Genomic DNA, 14,618 nt, shown 5'->3' with positions numbered 1-14,618 from the left:
CGGGCGGCGCTCACAGGCCCAGGTAGGCCCGGCGCAGTTCGTCGCTGCCGAGCAGGTCGTCCGGCGCGCCCGAGAAGCGCACGCTGCCGTTCTCCAGCACGTAGGCGCGGTCCGCGATCTCCAGCGACTGGCCGACGTTCTGCTCGACCAGCAGCACGGCCAGGCCGCCGTCGCGCAGTTGCCGGATCAGCGTGAACATCTCTTCGACCAGCAGCGGCGACAGGCCCAGCGAAGGCTCGTCGAGGATCAGCAGCACGGGCTCTGCCATCAGCCCGCGGCCGATGGCCAGCATCTGCTGCTCGCCGCCGCTCATGGTGCCGGCGTTCTGCCGGATGCGCTCGCGCAGGCGCGGGAAGATGTCGAACACCTTGTCGAGGTTCGCGGCCCGGCGCTCGCGGGCCCGCGTGAAGGAGCCGAGCTCGAGGTTCTCGAGCACGCTGAGGTTCGGGAACACCTTGCGGCCTTCGGGCACCTGGATCAGGCCGGCCTTGACGACCTCGCGGTAGTGCGCGCCGCTCAGGTCCTTGCCGTCGAAGCGCACGCTGCCGCTCCAGGCCGGACAGAGGCCGCAGACCATCTTGTTCAGGGTCGACTTGCCCGCGCCATTGCTGCCCAGCAGCGCGACCATCTCGCCGGCATTCACCTGCAGGTCGACGCCGCGCAGCACCTCGACGCGGCCGTAGCCGCCGCGCAGGCCCTGGATGTCAAGCAAGGCGGTCATGCGTGATTTCCCTTCGCGGCCGCCGCCTTGCGCAGCCGCGCCGCGGTGCCGTGGCCCAGATAGGCCTCGACCACCTTGTCGTTCGACGTCACCTGGGCCGGACTGCCCTCGGCGATCAGCTGGCCCTGCGCCAGCACCCAGACATGCTCGGCCAGGTTCATCACGGCCTGCATCACGTGCTCGATCATCAGCACCGTGACGCCGCCGTCGGCGATGCCGCGCACCACCGGCATCATCTCGGCGATCTCCTGCGGGTTGAGGCCGGCGAGCACTTCGTCGAGCAGCAGCAGGCGCGGCTGCGTGGCGAGTGCACGGGCCAGTTCGAGCCGCTTGCGGCCGGCGACCGTGAGGTCGGAGGCCGGCTTGTCGAGTTGCGCCGCGAGACCGACACGCTGCGCCACCTCGTCGGCCCGCCGCAGTGCCGCACCGCGGCTGCGCTCGTGCAGGTGCACGCCGACCGCGATGTTCTCGCGCACGGTCTGGGCCGCGAAGGGCTTCACGATCTGGAAGGTGCGCGTCATGCCGAGCATCGCGTTGCGATGCGGCTCGCGGCCGGTGATGTCCTGGCCGGCAAAACGAACCGTGCCGGCATCGGGCTTCAAGAAGCCCGACATCAGCGCGAACAGCGTGGTCTTGCCGGCGCCGTTGGGGCCGATCAGCGCCGTGAGGCTGCCCTCGGACACCGAGAGGCTCACGTCCTGCACCGCCTTCAGGCCGCCGAAGGAGCGCGAGACGCCATTCAATACGAGCAGCGGTTCAGCCACGGGGACCTCCCGACGCCTGCGCCCACAGTTGCCGCACCGAGAGCCCCAGGCCCGCGATGCCGCGCGGCAGGAAGATCACGATCAGCACCAGCACCGTGCCGTAGATCACCATGTTGATGCCGGGCAGTTCGCCGAACAGGTTGCGCGTCAGGTCGGCGAGCAGATGCAGCACCACCGCGCCCAGCACCGGGCCCCACAGGGTGCCGACGCCACCGACGATGGCCGCGACCAGCGCCTCGACCGAGGTGGCCGGGCCGTAGGCGATGCCGGGGTCGATGTACTGGAACACCTGCACGTAGAACGCACCGGCCGCGCCCATGAAGGCGGCCGAGATGCCGATCGCGCAGAGCTTGACACGGAACGGGTTCACGCCCACCGCGCGCGCCGCGTCCTCGTTGTCGCGCACCGCCTGCAGCCAGGCGCCGAAACGTCCGTTGCGCAGCCACCAGCTGATCAGCAGCGCCGCCGTGACGAAGGCCAGCACCACCCACAGGTAGCCGGCGCGCGAGGCGAACTGCAGGTTCGACGGCGCCTCGCGCAGCGGCAGCATCAGGCCGACACCGCCGCCGGTGAAGGGCACCGACAGCGCAACGATGCGAAAGACCTCGGCGAACGCCAGCGTGACCAGTGCGAAGTAGGAGCCCTTGAGCCCGTAGCGGAAGGTCAGCGCGCCGATGAACAGGCCGACGCAGGCGGCACCGACGACCGCCAGTCCGAGCGCGACCCAGGCATTGATGCCGCCCTGCAGCTGCGCGATCGCCTGGATGTAGGCACCGGAGCCGAAGAACAGGGCATGGCCGAAGGAGAACTGGCCGCCGAAGCCGCCCAGGATGTTCCAGGCCTGCGCGATGAGCGTGGCGTAGAGCGCCATCATCACGAAGTTGAGGGTCGCGCCCGAGTGGCTGACCAGCGGCACGCAAGCCACCAGCACCGTGAAGAGCGCAATACCGACCAGTTGACGAGGACCACTCATTCCTTCGCTCCGAACATGCCCTGCGGCCGAAACAAGACGACCCCGATGAAGATCGCGAAGATGCCGATCTGACCCAGCGACTCGCCGAGGTACAGCCCGCCGAGCGACTCGACCACACCGACCAGGAAGCCGCCGATCAGCGCGCCGACGAAGCTGCCCATGCCGCCCAGCACCACGATCGTGAACGCCACCAGCACGAAGCCGCCGCCCACCTGCGGGTTCACGTAGTAGGCCGGCAGCAGGAAGCAGGCGGCCGCGCCGAGGCAGGCCAGGCCGATGCCGAAGCTCATCGCGTAGACATGGTCGACGTCGATGCCCATCAGCTTGGCGCCCTCCTTCTCCTTGGCCACCGCGCGGATCGCGCGGCCCAGGTCGGTGCGGCCCATGACCCAGAACAGCAGCGCCGACACCACCAGCGCACCGGCGAAGGCCACCAGCTTGGGCACCGCGATCATCGCGGGGCCGATGGCGACCGTGCTGAGCGAATAGGCGGTGTCGATGTTGCGCGTGTCCGACTTGAAGAACAGCAGCGCCAGGTTCTCCATCACGATCGCGATGCCGAGCGTGACCAGCAGGATGTTCTCGTCCTTGCCGTGGCCGGCGCGGTTGATCACGATGCGCTGCAGCCCGTAGCCGAGCGCGAACATGGCCGGGATCACGATCGGCAGCGCCAGGTAGGGATCGATGCCCCAGCGCTCCTTGAGGAAGTACACCGCATAGAGGGCCAGCATCAGCGAGGCGCCGTGCGCGAAGTTGATGATGTGCAGCACGCCGTAGATCAGCGTGAGGCCGAGCGCGATCAGGGCATAGACCGCGCCGGTCGTCAGGCCGTTGAGGACGGACGAGAAAAGGATGCTGGGGTCGAACATGGTGCGGTGTCGGCGTGAGACCCGCCCGCACCGCGGCGCGCGGCAGGGCGTCTTGCTTGCCGGTTCAGGCGTTGAGCGGGAAGAGCGGCTCGACCTCGCGGAACTCGCGCGGGATGATCACCTTGATGTCGTTCTTCACGACCTGCGTCATCAGCGGCTGCGCGCCCTCGTTCTGGCCATTGGCGAACTTCGTCGGGCCGTACGGCATGATGTGACTCGAGAAAGTGCTCTTTTCCAGCGCATCGATGATGGCGGCGCGCTCGCTCGACCCGGCGCGTTCCAGGGCGTCGGCCAGCAGGCCCATCGCGGTATAGGTCATGAAGACCTCGTAGCTGAAGAACTGGCCTTGCGCCTCGACCCGCTTTCGCAGCTCGGCCGAGCGCTTGTCCTTGGGGTTGAACCAGTGGTTGCAGTCGATGATGCCGTTGGCCGCGTCCGGAAACTCCTTGACGAACTTGTAGCTCGACGCCGCGCCGCCCAGCACCGAGAAGATCGCCTTGGGCTTGACCTTCTGCTGCTGCATGGTGCGCACCAGCAGCGCGTACTCGTTGTAGTAGTTGGCCGGAATCACGATGTCGGGGTTGATCGACTTCATGCGCAGCACGATGTTGTTGAAGTCGCGTGTCGGGTTGGCGTGCTTCACGACCTCCTTGACGTCGAAGCCGTAGCCCGGCAGCTCGCGCGCCAGCAGCGCCGCGGTGCCGGAGCCGAACAGCGAGTCCTCGTGGATGATCATCACGGTCTTGGCCGGATTGCCCGCCGCCTTGTTGAGCACCAGCAGGTTGGCCATCGCGACCTCGGTCGACTTCTTGTAGCCGGGACCGAAGCGGAAGGTGTTCTTGAGGCCGCGCTCCACGATCTGGTCGGCCACGCCGACGTCGACCACGTGCGGCAGGTTGTACTTGGCCGCCGCCTGCGTGGTGGCCAGGCAGATCGCCGAGGCGAAGGCACCGACGATGGCCGAGACGCCGGCCTCGTTCATCTTCTCGACCTCGGCCGCGCCGGCCTGCGGCTGCGATTGCGCGTCGCCGAGCAGTGCCTCGATCCTGGCGCCGCCCAGCGACTTGATGCCGCCGGCCTTGTTGATGTCCTCGATCGCCATCAATGCGCCGAGCCGGCATTGCTGGCCCGAATAGGCCAGCGCACCGGTCACCGGATGCAGCACGCCGACCTTGATCGGCTTGGGCTGGGCACCGGCCACCAGCGGGAAGGCGATGGCCGAGGCCATGGCGGCGGATTGCGACATGAAGCGGCGGCGGTCCTGGCGATCGAGGCGATTGGGCATGGGGCTTTTTCCTTTTTCTTCAGTTGAACTGGGCTGACACGTCTTTGCTGACCCACACCTTGGCGTCGATGCTGCCGACGCGCGACAGTTGCATCTCGTAGGTGTAGCGGTCGGGCCGGTAGAAGCCGTGCAGCCACTGCACCGGGCGTTCGGCTTCGTCGTAGATCAGGCGGCGCACGGCCAGCAGGGCCGAGCCGACCGAGACTTCGAGGTGCTCCGCGAGCACGTTGTCGGCCAGGCGTGCCGAGATCGTCTGGTGCGCGCGGCCGACCTTCACGCCCGACTCCTCGAGCAGCACCAGGATCGGCTTCTTCGCCAGTTCGCGGCGGCCGAACTTGCGCGCGATGTCGTTCGGCACGTAGGTCGTGATGTGCGACAGCGGCCCTTCGCGCGTCGAGCGCACGCGGACCGCTTTCTGCACCGCGTCGCCGGCTTTCAGCTGCAGCGCTTCGGCGACCTGGGCCGAGGCCGAAATCGTCGCCACGTCGATCACCTTGACCGAGGTGTGCAGGCCCATGGTCACCAGGTTCTCGAGCAGGCCGCGCAGGTTGGCGCGCGCCATGCCGTCACCCGCGCGGGGCTCGGCCCCCGATGCCGGCGGAACGGGGCGTGTGCGCCGGCCGGGGTTGCGCGAGATCAGGCCTTCGGAGGACAGCTGGCCGAGCGCCCGCCGCACGGTGACGCGGGCCACGCCGAACTGCTCCATCAGCGCCAGTTCGCCCGGCAGGCCTTCGGCGAAACGCCCCTCGTCGAGTTGCTCGCGCAGCACCAGATAGATCTGGTGGTACTTCGGCAAGGGCATCTGCGACATGCCCGCGATGGTTGAGCACTTCCAATGTTCTGTCAATGGGACATTTGAGGACAAGCTACAGATCATGGGCCGCCCTTCGGCAGGGCACCGGCATGGTGCGGAGCCCGCCCGCCGGTGCCTGCGCGCGAATCAGGAGCGCTTGCGCAGCAGCTTCGCCACCCCGCCGGGCAGCAGGAACACGAACAGGATCAGGACCGCCCCATAGATGGCCCATGGCGCGGCCTTCGAGATCTTCTCGGCCGCGGTCGGCACGAACATGATGAACAGGGCGCCGTACAGCGCGCCCGAGATCGTTCCCACGCCGCCGACCACCACGCCCACCAGCAGCGAGATCGACAGGAACATCGTGAACGAATCGGGCGCGACGAACTGCACCGCGATCGCCGACAAGGCGCCGCCGATGCCGGTGTACATCGCCGAGATGCCGAAGGCGCCGGCCTTGTAGCGGCGGTTGTCGATGCCCGTGCTCTGCGCCGCCAGGGGGTGGTCGCGGATCGCGACGATCGCCCGGCCGACCCCGCTGTGCAGCAGGTTGCGCGCCAGCGCGAACAGCGCCACCGTCACGGCCAGCGCGAACAGGTAGAGCCACTGGTCCTGCGTGAGCGGGAGGCCGAACGGCGCGTCCGGCTTGGCCAGCACCAGGCCCTGCACGCCGCCGGTCCACGGCTCCAGGTGCTTGTACTTCAGCAGCTGCGGCATCGCCACGCCGAGCGCGAAGGTGGCCAGTGCCAGGTACAGGCCTTCGAGCTTCAGCGCCGGCAGGCCGAACAGGATGCCGGCCAGCAGGCAGACCGCCCCCGCGGCGGGGATCGTCGCCCAGTACGGCATGCCGTAGCGGTCCATCAGGATCGCCGCCGCGTAGGCCCCGAGGGCATAGAAGGCGCCGTGTCCGAGCGAGACCTGCCCGTTGTAGCCGGTCACGATGTTGAGCCCCAGCAGCGCCACCGCGTACGACAGCACCATGGTGGCCTGGAACACGGCGTAGCCCTCGGCCAGGAAGGGAAAGGCGATGGCCAGCGCCAGCAAGAGCGCGGCAGCGGTGCGTTCAAAAAGGCTCATGGTCAGACCTTCACCACGATGGTCTTGCCGAACAGTCCGCTCGGCCGCACGATCAGCACGCCGACGATCAGCACCAGCGCGACCGTGAGCTTGAGTTCGGTGCCCACCACGTAGCTGCCGATCAGGTTCTCCAGCACGCCGACGATGAAGCCGCCGAGCACCGCGCCGGCCGGGCTGTCGATGCCGCCGACCAGTGCGCCGGCGAAGGCGTAGATCAGCACGCCGCCCATCATGCCCGGATCGAGGAAGACCACCGGCGCCACCAGCATGCCGGCCACGGCGCCGACCGCGCCGGCCAGGCCCCAGCCGAGCATCAGCATGCGCCCGACGTCGATGCCCACCAGCCGCGACGACGCCGGGTTCTGCGCCGCCGCCCGCATCGCGAGGCCCAGCGAGGTGAAGCGGAAGAACCCGAAGAGCAGCGCCATCACCGCCAGCGTGATGGCGATGGCCCCGACCTCGTGCGCGGACATCAGCGCCGAGCCATACCAGGCCCGCTCCGGAAAGGGGCTCGGGAAGCGCTTGATCGTGAAGCCGAACCACCAGCCGGCCAGGCTGTGGAAGATCATCAAGAGGCCGATGAAGACGACCACCACCGACAGCACCGGCGCCTCGCGCAGCGGGCGGATGACGATCCGCTCGACCAGTGCGCCCAACACGAAGGACAGGCCCACGGTCAGCGCGAACATCGCCCAGTAGGGCAAGCCGGCCTGCAGCATCGCCCAGCCCAGGCAGGTGGAGAACATCGCCATCTCGCCCTGCGCGAAGTTCACGTGGTGGGTCGACTGGTAGATCATCACCAGCGCCAGCGCGACGCTGGCGTAGATGCCGCCGGTGGCCAGGCCGGCCAGCAGCTGATGCAGGAATGCTTCCATGCTGTCTCCCGTTCTTCTCGCTCAGCCACCGAGGTAGACGCGGCGCACCGCGTCGTCGGCGCGGACCTCCTGCGGCGTGCCGTGCAGCACGATGCGGCCGGTCTCCATCAGGTAGACCGAGTCGGCGATGTCCAGCGCCAGCGCCGCGTTCTGCTCGACCAGCAGGATCGAGACGCCCTGCTCCGCGTTGATGCGCCGCATGATCTCGAAGATGTCGCGCACGATCAGCGGCGCGAGGCCGAAGGACGGCTCGTCGAGCAGCAGCAGGCGCGGCCGCGACATCAGCGCCCGGCCGATCGCGAGCATCTGCTGTTCGCCGCCGGACAGGGTGCCGGCCTGCTGGCCGCGGCGCTCCCTGAGCCGGGGGAAGTAGTTGTAGACCCGCTCGAAGTCTTCCACGATGCCCGCGCGGTCGCGCCGCAGGTAGGCGCCCAGGCGCAGGTTCTCCTCGGTGCTCAGCGCCAGGAAGGTGCCGCGGCCATCGGGCACGTGGGCGACGCCGAGCCGCACGATCCGCTCGGTCGGCCGGCCGTCGGCGCGCTCGCCGCCGATGCGGATCGCGCCCGTGGTGCGCACCCCCATCTGGCACAGCGCGCGCAAGGTCGTGGTCTTTCCGGCGCCGTTGGCGCCCAGCAGCGCGGTGACCGAACCGGCCCGCATCGCCAGGTCGATGCCATGCAGCACCCGGCTCGCGCCATAGGCGGCATGCAGGCCCTCCACCTCAAGCAGTGCCGGCATGCTCGCCTCCCAGGTAGGCCTGGATCACCTCCGGGTGCTGCCGCACCGCGGCCGGCGTGCCCTCGGCGATCTTGCGGCCGAAGTTCAGCACCACCACCCGGTCGGAGATCGCCATCACCAGGCCCATGTGGTGCTCGACCAGCAGCACCGTGACGCCCAGCCGGTCGCGGATCTCGCGGATCAGCGCGGCCAGGCCTTCGAGCTCCTGGTGGTTGAGCCCGCAGGCCGGCTCGTCGAGCAGCAGCAGGCGCGGCCGGCCGCAGAGCGCGCGGCCGAGCTCGACGCGCTTCTGGGTGCCGAAGGGCAGGTCGGCCACGACGCGGCCGGCGACCTCCTCGAGCGCCAGGAAGCGCAGCATGCCGTCCGCCCTGCCCTGCGCCTCGCGCTCCATGCGCCGCTCGCCGGGCAGCCGCAGCATCGTTCCCGCGAAGCCCGCGGGGTGCCGGCCGTGGCCGCCGACCAGCAGGTTCTCGCGCACGGTCATGCTGCGGAACAGCGCCAGGTTCTGGAAGGTCCGGCCGATGCCCTCGGCGGCCATCCGGTGGCGTGGCAGCTCCGAGATGCGCCGGCCGTCGAACTCGATGCCCCCCGCGCCGCAGTCGTAGATGCGCGAGAGGCAGTTGAAGACGGTGCTCTTGCCGGCGCCGTTGGGGCCGATCAGGCCGCAGATCTGCCCCGCTTCGACGCTGAAGGACACGTCGTCGAGTGCCAGGATGCCGCCGAAGCGCACCGACACTCCCTCCACGCGCAGCAGCGGCGCGCGGGTCGACGTCGTGTTCACTGGCCGAGCACGTCGCCGAATTTCTCGAAGCGGGTGCCGTCGAAGCGCACCAGCTGCATCTGCGTGATCGGATAGAAGTTGCCGGGGCCGGTCTTCAGGCGGATGCCCGGGTAGAGCATCGGCAGCGCCATGTCGAGGCTCGCGGCCTGCTTCATGAGGTTGGCGCGGGTCAGGTCGTCGCCGGCCTGGGTCAGCACCTGGACCAGCGTCTGCGCCATCGAGTAGCCGGTGACGTTGAGGATGTCGCTCGCGTCGCCCTCGGGGTAGTACTGCTTCATGAAGGCGGCGAAGTCGCGCACCTCCGGGCTTTCGCGGCCATCGCTCGGGTCGCGCAGGAAGGTGGCGGACACGATGCCCTTCGCATGCTCGGGGCCGGCCGGCTTGAGCACCGCGGCCACCGAGTTCGACACGTTGGACAGGTAGTGCGCGGGCTGCCAGCCGATCGCGGCCATCTTGGGGATGACCTGCGCGGCGACTTTGGATTGGGAGAAGTTCAGCAGCGTGTCGGCGCCCGAGCTCTTGAGGCTGATGATCTGGCTGTCCACCGTGGGGTCGCTGGCCTCGTAGCTGGCCTGGGCCACCACCACCGATGTCGCCTTGTCGCCCAGCCCCTCGAGGAAGCCGCGCAGGCTGTCCTTGCCGAACTCGTCGTTCTGGTAGAGCACGGCCACCCGGGCCCCGGGCTGGCTGGCCAGGATCTGCCTGGCATAGATACGGCCTTCGGTGACGTAGGTGGGGTTCCAGCCCATGCTCCACGGATACTGGCGATGGTCGCCCCAGCGCTGAGCACCCGAGCTCACGAAGAGCTGCGGCACCTTCTTGAGGTTGAGGTATTTCTGGGTCGCGGCATTGTTGGGCGTGCCGAGCGGGCCGAAGATCAGCAGCACTTTCTCCTGCTCGACCAGCTTGCGCGTCTGCTCCACGGCCACCGGCGGGCTGTAGGCATCGTCGAGCGAGATGAACTCGATCCTGCGGCCATGGATGCCGCCTTCGGCGTTGATCTTTCGGAAGTAGGCGGAGGCGGTCTTGCCGACCGTGCCGTAGACCGACGCCGGCCCGGAATACGGCATGGTGTTGCCGATCCGGATCGTGGTGTCGCTGGCGCCGGCGTCATAGCGCTTCTGGGCCTGCGCTCCGAGGGCGCCGGCTGCGAGTGCGGCCACGGCCAGCCAGCGGCCGGCCCTTCGGGTGTTGCGAATCTCCATGTCTTCTCTCCCTGGTGGTGTGACAGACCTGTTCGCGGCGGACGGCTTTTGCCGTCTCTTGTGCCGCGCTGACCGGCCGGCGCGTCAGGCCGGCGGATCGGATGCGGCGCGAAGGCGATCGCGCAGGGCGCGGCGGTTGAGCTTGCCCACCGCCGTCTTCGGAATCTGCTCGGCGAAACGCACGTGCCGCGGCTTCTTGTACGACGCCAGCCGGGCCGCCACGTGCGCGACCAGTTCCGCGGCCAGCGCATCGCTGCCGGCGTGGCCGGGCGCGAGCACCACCACGGCGGCGACCGCCTCGACCCACTTCTCGTCGGGGAGACCGACCACCGCGCATTCGCGCACCGCGGGGTGCGCCAGCAGCGCCTCCTCGACCTCGCGCGGATAGACGTTGTAGCCGCCGCTGACGATCATGTCGGAGGTGCGGTCCTTGAGAAACAGGAAGCCGTGCGCGTCGAACACGCCGACATCGCGCGTGAGCACCCAGCCGTCGGCGCGGAAGGTCTGCGCCGTGAGTTCTGGCGCGGCGTGGTAGCCGGCCACCGCGGAGGGCGCGCGCACCGCGATCTCGCCGGGCTGGCCGGGCGGCGCGTCCTGCCCGGACTCGTCGAGCAGGCGCAGCTCGACCTCGAGCGCGGGCTGGCCGCAGGCGCCGAGGCGATCGCCGTGATGGTCTTCCGGCCGCAGCACCGCGAGGCACAGAGGCGCCTCGGTCTGGCCGTAGTACTGCCAGAAGCGGTGCTGGCCCCAGACGGCCATCGCCCGTTCGATCACGGTGCGCGGCATCGGCGACGCGCCGTAGATCACGTAGCGCAGCGCATCGACCTTGCAGCGGGCCATCGCCGGCGTCTCGACCAGCATCTGCAGCATGGTCGGCACCAGGTTGACCGCGGTGGCCCGCTCGCGTTCGATCGCAGCCAGGAAGGCTTCGGGCTCGAAGCCCGGCAGGATCACGGTGCGGCCGCCGCGCAGCCAGAAGGGCAGCACGAAGACGCCGCTCGCGTGGATCAGCGACGCGGCATGCAGCATCACGTCGTCGGGCGTCGCGGGCAGCAGGTTGAGCAGCACGTTGCGGCAGATCGCGGCATAGGAGCCCTGGGTGTGCTGGGCGGCCTTGAGCGTGCCGGTGGTGCCGGAGGTGAAGAGGGTCAGGATGACGTCGCTCTCCGCCACCTGCACCGCGGGGTCGCGGCTGGGCTGCTGGGCGGCCGCGGCGATCAGGTCGGCACCGCCGGGCAGGCTGGCATCGAGGCCGTGGCAGTCGAGGCCGGGCAGGGCCTCGCGCAGGGCGGCGGCGCGCTCGGCCAGGTCGGCGCCGAACACCAGCAGGCGGCAGCCCGTGTCCTGCAACATGCGCACATGTTCGGGCAGCGAGAGCCGGGCGTTGAGCGGCACGCGGTTGAGCGCCGCCTTCACGCAGGCAAAGTCCAGCGGCACGCTGTAAATGCTGTTGTTGACCAGCAGCGCGACGCGCGTGCCCGGCACGGCGCCGCGGGCGCGCAGCGCATGGGCCAGGCGGGCGCTGAGCGCATCGACCTCGGTGAAGCTCAGGCTGCGGTCGCCGAAGCTGACGGCGGTGCGGGGTCCGTGCTGGGCGGCGCCGCGGCGGATCAGGTCCAGGGTGGTGGGGGCCATGCGCGCTGTCCTACTTGTCGAAACGGCCATGGCGGCCGGCGCCGTCGACGAAGCGCGCCGCACCGGCCACGGCTTCCTCGAACACCACCGGCACCCCCTGGGCGCCTTCGGCGCGCAGCGCCTGCGCCAGCGGCAGGTCCCATTGCCCATAGGCCGAGGCGCGATCGGCCAGCATGCAGCGCTGCGGGAAGGCGGCGATCTCGCGTGCCAGGGCCTCGGCGGCCTCGCGGGCGGCACCCGGCTCGACCAGGCGGCTGGCCAGGCCCATCGCCAGCGCCTCTTCGGCGCCGACCGGCCGGCCGGTCAGGATCATGTCGAGCGCCCGGCCCATGCCGACCGTGCGCGGCAGCCGCACCGTGCCGCCGTCGATCAGCGGCACGCCCCAGCGGCGGCAGAAAACGCCGAACACCGCATCGCGCTCGACCACCCGCAGGTCGGCCAGCAACGCGAGCTCGAGCCCGCCGGCCACGGCATAGCCGCTGACCGCAGCGATCAGGGGCTTGACGAGCGCCATCCGGCTCGGCCCCATCGGGCCGCTGCCACCGCCTTGGCGGTCGAGTTCATGGCGGCGGGCCGGGTCGCCCACGGCGCCGAGGTCGGCGCCGGCGCAGAAGTGGCCGCCGGCGCCCCACAGCACCGCCACCCGCAGCGCGTCGTCGGCTTCGAAGGCTTCGAAGGCCTGGCGCAGTTCGGCCGCCATCGGGCCGTCGACCGCATTCCGAACGGCAGGACGGTCCAGGATGATCGTGCACACTGGACCGTCGACTTCGGTCCGGATGAATGAACTCGCCACTCGGTTGCTCCCTTGATATTTCAACGAAAATGATATTCGCACCGAAACAAGAAAGATTACTCGTTTTCACCTAAATGGACATATTTCATAACATTGAGGAAGGCGAACCTTCGGCTGCGGATCTGGTGCTCGACCTGCTGATCACCCATCCCGAGCCGCACATGACCGTGCAGGCGCTCGCGCGCGCGGGCGAGATCATGGGGATCAGCACGCCCAGCGTGCGGGTGGCGCTGACGCGCCTGCTGGGCCAGGACCGGATCGTCAAGACCGGGCGCGGCTGCTATGCCGTGCAACTGCAAGGCAACTCGGTGCACTACGAGGTGCAGCACTGGTTCGAGAAGGAAAGCCGCATGGGGCCCTGGTCGGGCGGCTGGCTGGTGGTGCACGACGGCGCGGTCTTGCGCAGCGACAAGACCGCCTGGCGGCACCATCTGCGCGCCCTGGACCTGAACGGTTTCCGCGCGCTGGCAGCGGGCATCTCGGTGCGACCCGACAACCTCGACGGCGGTGCGGACGCGATGCGGACGGCGCTGGCCCGGCTCGGCATGGCGCCCGGCAGTCTGGTTTTCACCGGCCGCGATTTCGACGCCGATGCCGCCGCGCGGATGATGGGCCTCTGGGATGTGCCCGCGCTGTCGGCCGCCTACGGCAGCGCACTGAAGCTGATCGACAGCAGCAGCGCGCGCCTGGCGCGCATGACCCCCGAGGCCGCGGCGCGTGAAACGCTGCTGGTGGGACGCGCGGTGATTCGAAGCATCGTTCTCGACCCGCTGCTGCCCGAGGCGATCCAGCCGGCACGGCCGCGTCGCGCGCTGATCGAGGCGACCCGCGCCTACCAGGCGCAGGCTCGCAGGATCTGGCGAGACGTGCTCGGGGGCTGAGCCTCCACGCTCGGCACTGCGTGTCCTCGCTGCCCCCCGAGGGGGCGCAGTCCGCCTTGGGGCGGCCCGGCGGCGGACTGAGCCGTCCCGGCGTTCAGATCAGGATCGGATCGAACTTGCGCCGCGCCCTGAGCTGATCCGCATCCCACTCGATGCCGATGCCTGGCGTCTCGGGCGCCAGCGCATGCCCGTCCTCGATGCGCAAGCGACTGGTCGTCAGATCGTCCAGCTGCGGGATGTACTCGACCCAGCGCGAATTCGGCACCGCCGCGCACAGGCTCACATGCAGCTCCATCAGGAAGTGCGGGCACATCGCGAGGTTGTGCGCCTCCGCCAGATGCGCGATCTTGAGCCAGGGCGTGATGCCGCCGACGCGCGCCACGTCGGCCTGCACGATCGAACATGCATCCTGCCGGATGTACTCGCCGAACTGCGACAGGTGGTACATCGACTCGCCGACCGCGATCGGCACGCTGGTGCTGGCGAGCAGTTGCGCATGCGCGGCCACGTGCTCGGCCGGCATCGGCTCCTCGAACCAGGCCAGGTCGAGCTCGGCATACTGGCGCGCGCGGCGGATGGCCTCGGACAGCGACATGCTCTGGTTGGCATCGACCATCAGTTCGAAGTCCGCGCCGACCGCATGGCGCACGGCCGACAAGCGCGCCATGTCCTGCGCGACATGCGGCTTGCCGACCTTGATCTTGGCGCCAAGGAAACCGTCCGCCTTGGCCGCCAGCGTCTGCTCGACCAGATCACCGGGCTCCAGGTGCAGCCAGCCGCCCTCGGTGGTGTAGAGCGGCACGCGCGACTTGGCGCCGCCCGCCATGCGCCACAGCGGCACGCCGGCAGCCCGGCAGTTGCGGTCCCACAGCGCGGTATCGACCGCCGCCAGCGCGAGACTGGTGATGGGGCCGACCGCGGTGGCATGCGTATGAAAGAACAGGTCGCGCCAGATCGCCTCGTAGCTCTGAGGATCGCGGCCGATGAGCAGCGGCGCGAGATGGTCGCGCAGCAGCGCCACGACCGACGAGCCGCCGGTGCCGATGGTGTAGGTGTAGCCGGTGCCGGCGGAGCCGTCGTCGCAGCGCAGCGTGACCAGCACGGTCTCCTGCGTGACGAAGGACTGGATGGCATCGGTGCGCCGCACCTTCGGCGCGATGTCGATCTGCGCGATTTCGACCTGGTCGATCTTGGTCATGGTGATGTGGGGATTCGTGAGATCAGTCCG

Annotated in this window: 15 protein-coding genes; 1 reads left to right on the top strand and 14 read right to left on the bottom strand. The window is 69.4% G+C overall.

All coding sequences use genetic code 11. The features are described 5' to 3' along the window. Nucleotides 1-10: 10 nt before the first annotated feature. The 13 genes from AC1D2O_RS25440 to AC1D2O_RS25380 all read right to left on the bottom strand — a co-directional run bounded on the left by AC1D2O_RS25440 (nucleotide 11) and on the right by AC1D2O_RS25380 (nucleotide 12,509). Entirely contained in the window at nucleotides 11-721 is a 711-nt protein-coding gene (locus AC1D2O_RS25440; RefSeq protein WP_478092491.1) for an ABC transporter ATP-binding protein, read from the bottom strand. After that, nucleotides 718-1,485: an ABC transporter ATP-binding protein gene (locus AC1D2O_RS25435; RefSeq protein WP_478092492.1), complete on the bottom strand. Its 768-nt coding sequence runs from the start codon at nucleotides 1,483-1,485 to the stop codon at nucleotides 718-720. The genes AC1D2O_RS25440 and AC1D2O_RS25435 overlap by 4 nt, the downstream gene beginning before the upstream one ends. Further along, nucleotides 1,478-2,458 carry a branched-chain amino acid ABC transporter permease gene (locus tag AC1D2O_RS25430; RefSeq protein ID WP_478158109.1) on the bottom strand — a complete coding sequence of 327 codons (981 nt, stop codon included), beginning with the start codon at nucleotides 2,456-2,458 and terminating at the stop codon, nucleotides 1,478-1,480. Before AC1D2O_RS25430 ends, AC1D2O_RS25435 begins: the two co-directional genes overlap by 8 nt. Continuing rightward, nucleotides 2,455-3,327: a branched-chain amino acid ABC transporter permease gene (locus tag AC1D2O_RS25425; RefSeq protein WP_478092496.1), complete on the bottom strand. Its 873-nt coding sequence runs from the start codon at nucleotides 3,325-3,327 to the stop codon at nucleotides 2,455-2,457. Before AC1D2O_RS25425 ends, AC1D2O_RS25430 begins: the two co-directional genes overlap by 4 nt. Nucleotides 3,328-3,391: 64 nt before the next feature. Next, nucleotides 3,392-4,612, bottom strand: coding sequence for an ABC transporter substrate-binding protein (locus AC1D2O_RS25420; RefSeq protein ID WP_478158108.1), 1,221 nt, complete (start codon nucleotides 4,610-4,612; stop codon nucleotides 3,392-3,394). A gap of 19 nt (nucleotides 4,613-4,631) precedes the next feature. Beyond that, nucleotides 4,632-5,414: a GntR family transcriptional regulator gene (locus AC1D2O_RS25415; RefSeq protein WP_478158130.1), complete on the bottom strand. Its 783-nt coding sequence runs from the start codon at nucleotides 5,412-5,414 to the stop codon at nucleotides 4,632-4,634. A gap of 138 nt (nucleotides 5,415-5,552) precedes the next feature. Continuing rightward, a complete protein-coding gene (locus AC1D2O_RS25410; RefSeq protein ID WP_478158107.1) occupies nucleotides 5,553-6,482 on the bottom strand; it encodes a branched-chain amino acid ABC transporter permease in 930 nt (309 codons plus the stop codon). A gap of 2 nt (nucleotides 6,483-6,484) precedes the next feature. Next, nucleotides 6,485-7,357, bottom strand: coding sequence for a branched-chain amino acid ABC transporter permease (locus AC1D2O_RS25405; protein WP_478089634.1), 873 nt, complete (start codon nucleotides 7,355-7,357; stop codon nucleotides 6,485-6,487). Nucleotides 7,358-7,378: 21 nt separating this feature from the next. Then, a complete protein-coding gene (locus AC1D2O_RS25400) occupies nucleotides 7,379-8,095 on the bottom strand; it encodes an ABC transporter ATP-binding protein (RefSeq protein ID WP_478158106.1) in 717 nt (238 codons plus the stop codon). Further along, nucleotides 8,079-8,876 carry an ABC transporter ATP-binding protein gene (locus AC1D2O_RS25395; protein WP_478089632.1) on the bottom strand — a complete coding sequence of 266 codons (798 nt, stop codon included), beginning with the start codon at nucleotides 8,874-8,876 and terminating at the stop codon, nucleotides 8,079-8,081. Before AC1D2O_RS25395 ends, AC1D2O_RS25400 begins: the two co-directional genes overlap by 17 nt. Beyond that, nucleotides 8,873-10,081 carry an ABC transporter substrate-binding protein gene (locus AC1D2O_RS25390; RefSeq protein ID WP_478089631.1) on the bottom strand — a complete coding sequence of 403 codons (1,209 nt, stop codon included), beginning with the start codon at nucleotides 10,079-10,081 and terminating at the stop codon, nucleotides 8,873-8,875. Before AC1D2O_RS25390 ends, AC1D2O_RS25395 begins: the two co-directional genes overlap by 4 nt. An 84-nt stretch (nucleotides 10,082-10,165) precedes the next feature. Further along, entirely contained in the window at nucleotides 10,166-11,716 is a 1,551-nt protein-coding gene (locus AC1D2O_RS25385; RefSeq protein WP_478089630.1) for an AMP-binding protein, read from the bottom strand. Between the two features lie 10 nt (nucleotides 11,717-11,726). Then, on the bottom strand, nucleotides 11,727-12,509 hold the full coding sequence (locus AC1D2O_RS25380) for a crotonase/enoyl-CoA hydratase family protein (RefSeq protein WP_478089629.1): 783 nt from the start codon (nucleotides 12,507-12,509) through the stop codon (nucleotides 11,727-11,729). A 74-nt stretch (nucleotides 12,510-12,583) separates the two neighbouring features. Between AC1D2O_RS25380 and AC1D2O_RS25375 the strand changes: the two genes are divergently transcribed. Beyond that, nucleotides 12,584-13,390 carry a PaaX family transcriptional regulator gene (locus tag AC1D2O_RS25375; RefSeq protein WP_478089628.1) on the top strand — a complete coding sequence of 269 codons (807 nt, stop codon included), beginning with the start codon at nucleotides 12,584-12,586 and terminating at the stop codon, nucleotides 13,388-13,390. A 94-nt stretch (nucleotides 13,391-13,484) separates the two neighbouring features. On the opposite strand, the gene AC1D2O_RS25370 is transcribed toward AC1D2O_RS25375, so the two are convergent. After that, entirely contained in the window at nucleotides 13,485-14,588 is a 1,104-nt protein-coding gene (locus AC1D2O_RS25370) for a mandelate racemase/muconate lactonizing enzyme family protein (protein WP_478089627.1), read from the bottom strand. Nucleotides 14,589-14,618: the final 30 nt, after the last annotated feature.

This window comes from Variovorax sp. P1_G12, assembly GCF_056405555.1.
Note: the sequence above shows the minus strand (reverse complement) of the source record. Positions and strands in the feature narration are given on the sequence as shown.

Coding starts and splice junctions, on each gene's coding strand:
- AC1D2O_RS25390 (WP_478089631.1), bottom strand. CDS start 10,081: ATGGAGATTCGCAACACCCGAAGGGCCGGCCGCTGGCTGGCCGTGGCC.
- AC1D2O_RS25430 (WP_478158109.1), bottom strand. CDS start 2,458: ATGAGTGGTCCTCGTCAACTGGTCGGTATTGCGCTCTTCACGGTGCTG.
- AC1D2O_RS25370 (WP_478089627.1), bottom strand. CDS start 14,588: ATGACCAAGATCGACCAGGTCGAAATCGCGCAGATCGACATCGCGCCG.
- AC1D2O_RS25415 (WP_478158130.1), bottom strand. CDS start 5,414: ATGCCCTTGCCGAAGTACCACCAGATCTATCTGGTGCTGCGCGAGCAA.
- AC1D2O_RS25440 (WP_478092491.1), bottom strand. CDS start 721: ATGACCGCCTTGCTTGACATCCAGGGCCTGCGCGGCGGCTACGGCCGC.
- AC1D2O_RS25375 (WP_478089628.1), top strand. CDS start 12,584: ATGGACATATTTCATAACATTGAGGAAGGCGAACCTTCGGCTGCGGAT.
- AC1D2O_RS25405 (WP_478089634.1), bottom strand. CDS start 7,357: ATGGAAGCATTCCTGCATCAGCTGCTGGCCGGCCTGGCCACCGGCGGC.
- AC1D2O_RS25425 (WP_478092496.1), bottom strand. CDS start 3,327: ATGTTCGACCCCAGCATCCTTTTCTCGTCCGTCCTCAACGGCCTGACG.
- AC1D2O_RS25400 (WP_478158106.1), bottom strand. CDS start 8,095: ATGCCGGCACTGCTTGAGGTGGAGGGCCTGCATGCCGCCTATGGCGCG.
- AC1D2O_RS25420 (WP_478158108.1), bottom strand. CDS start 4,612: ATGCCCAATCGCCTCGATCGCCAGGACCGCCGCCGCTTCATGTCGCAA.
- AC1D2O_RS25385 (WP_478089630.1), bottom strand. CDS start 11,716: ATGGCCCCCACCACCCTGGACCTGATCCGCCGCGGCGCCGCCCAGCAC.
- AC1D2O_RS25410 (WP_478158107.1), bottom strand. CDS start 6,482: ATGAGCCTTTTTGAACGCACCGCTGCCGCGCTCTTGCTGGCGCTGGCC.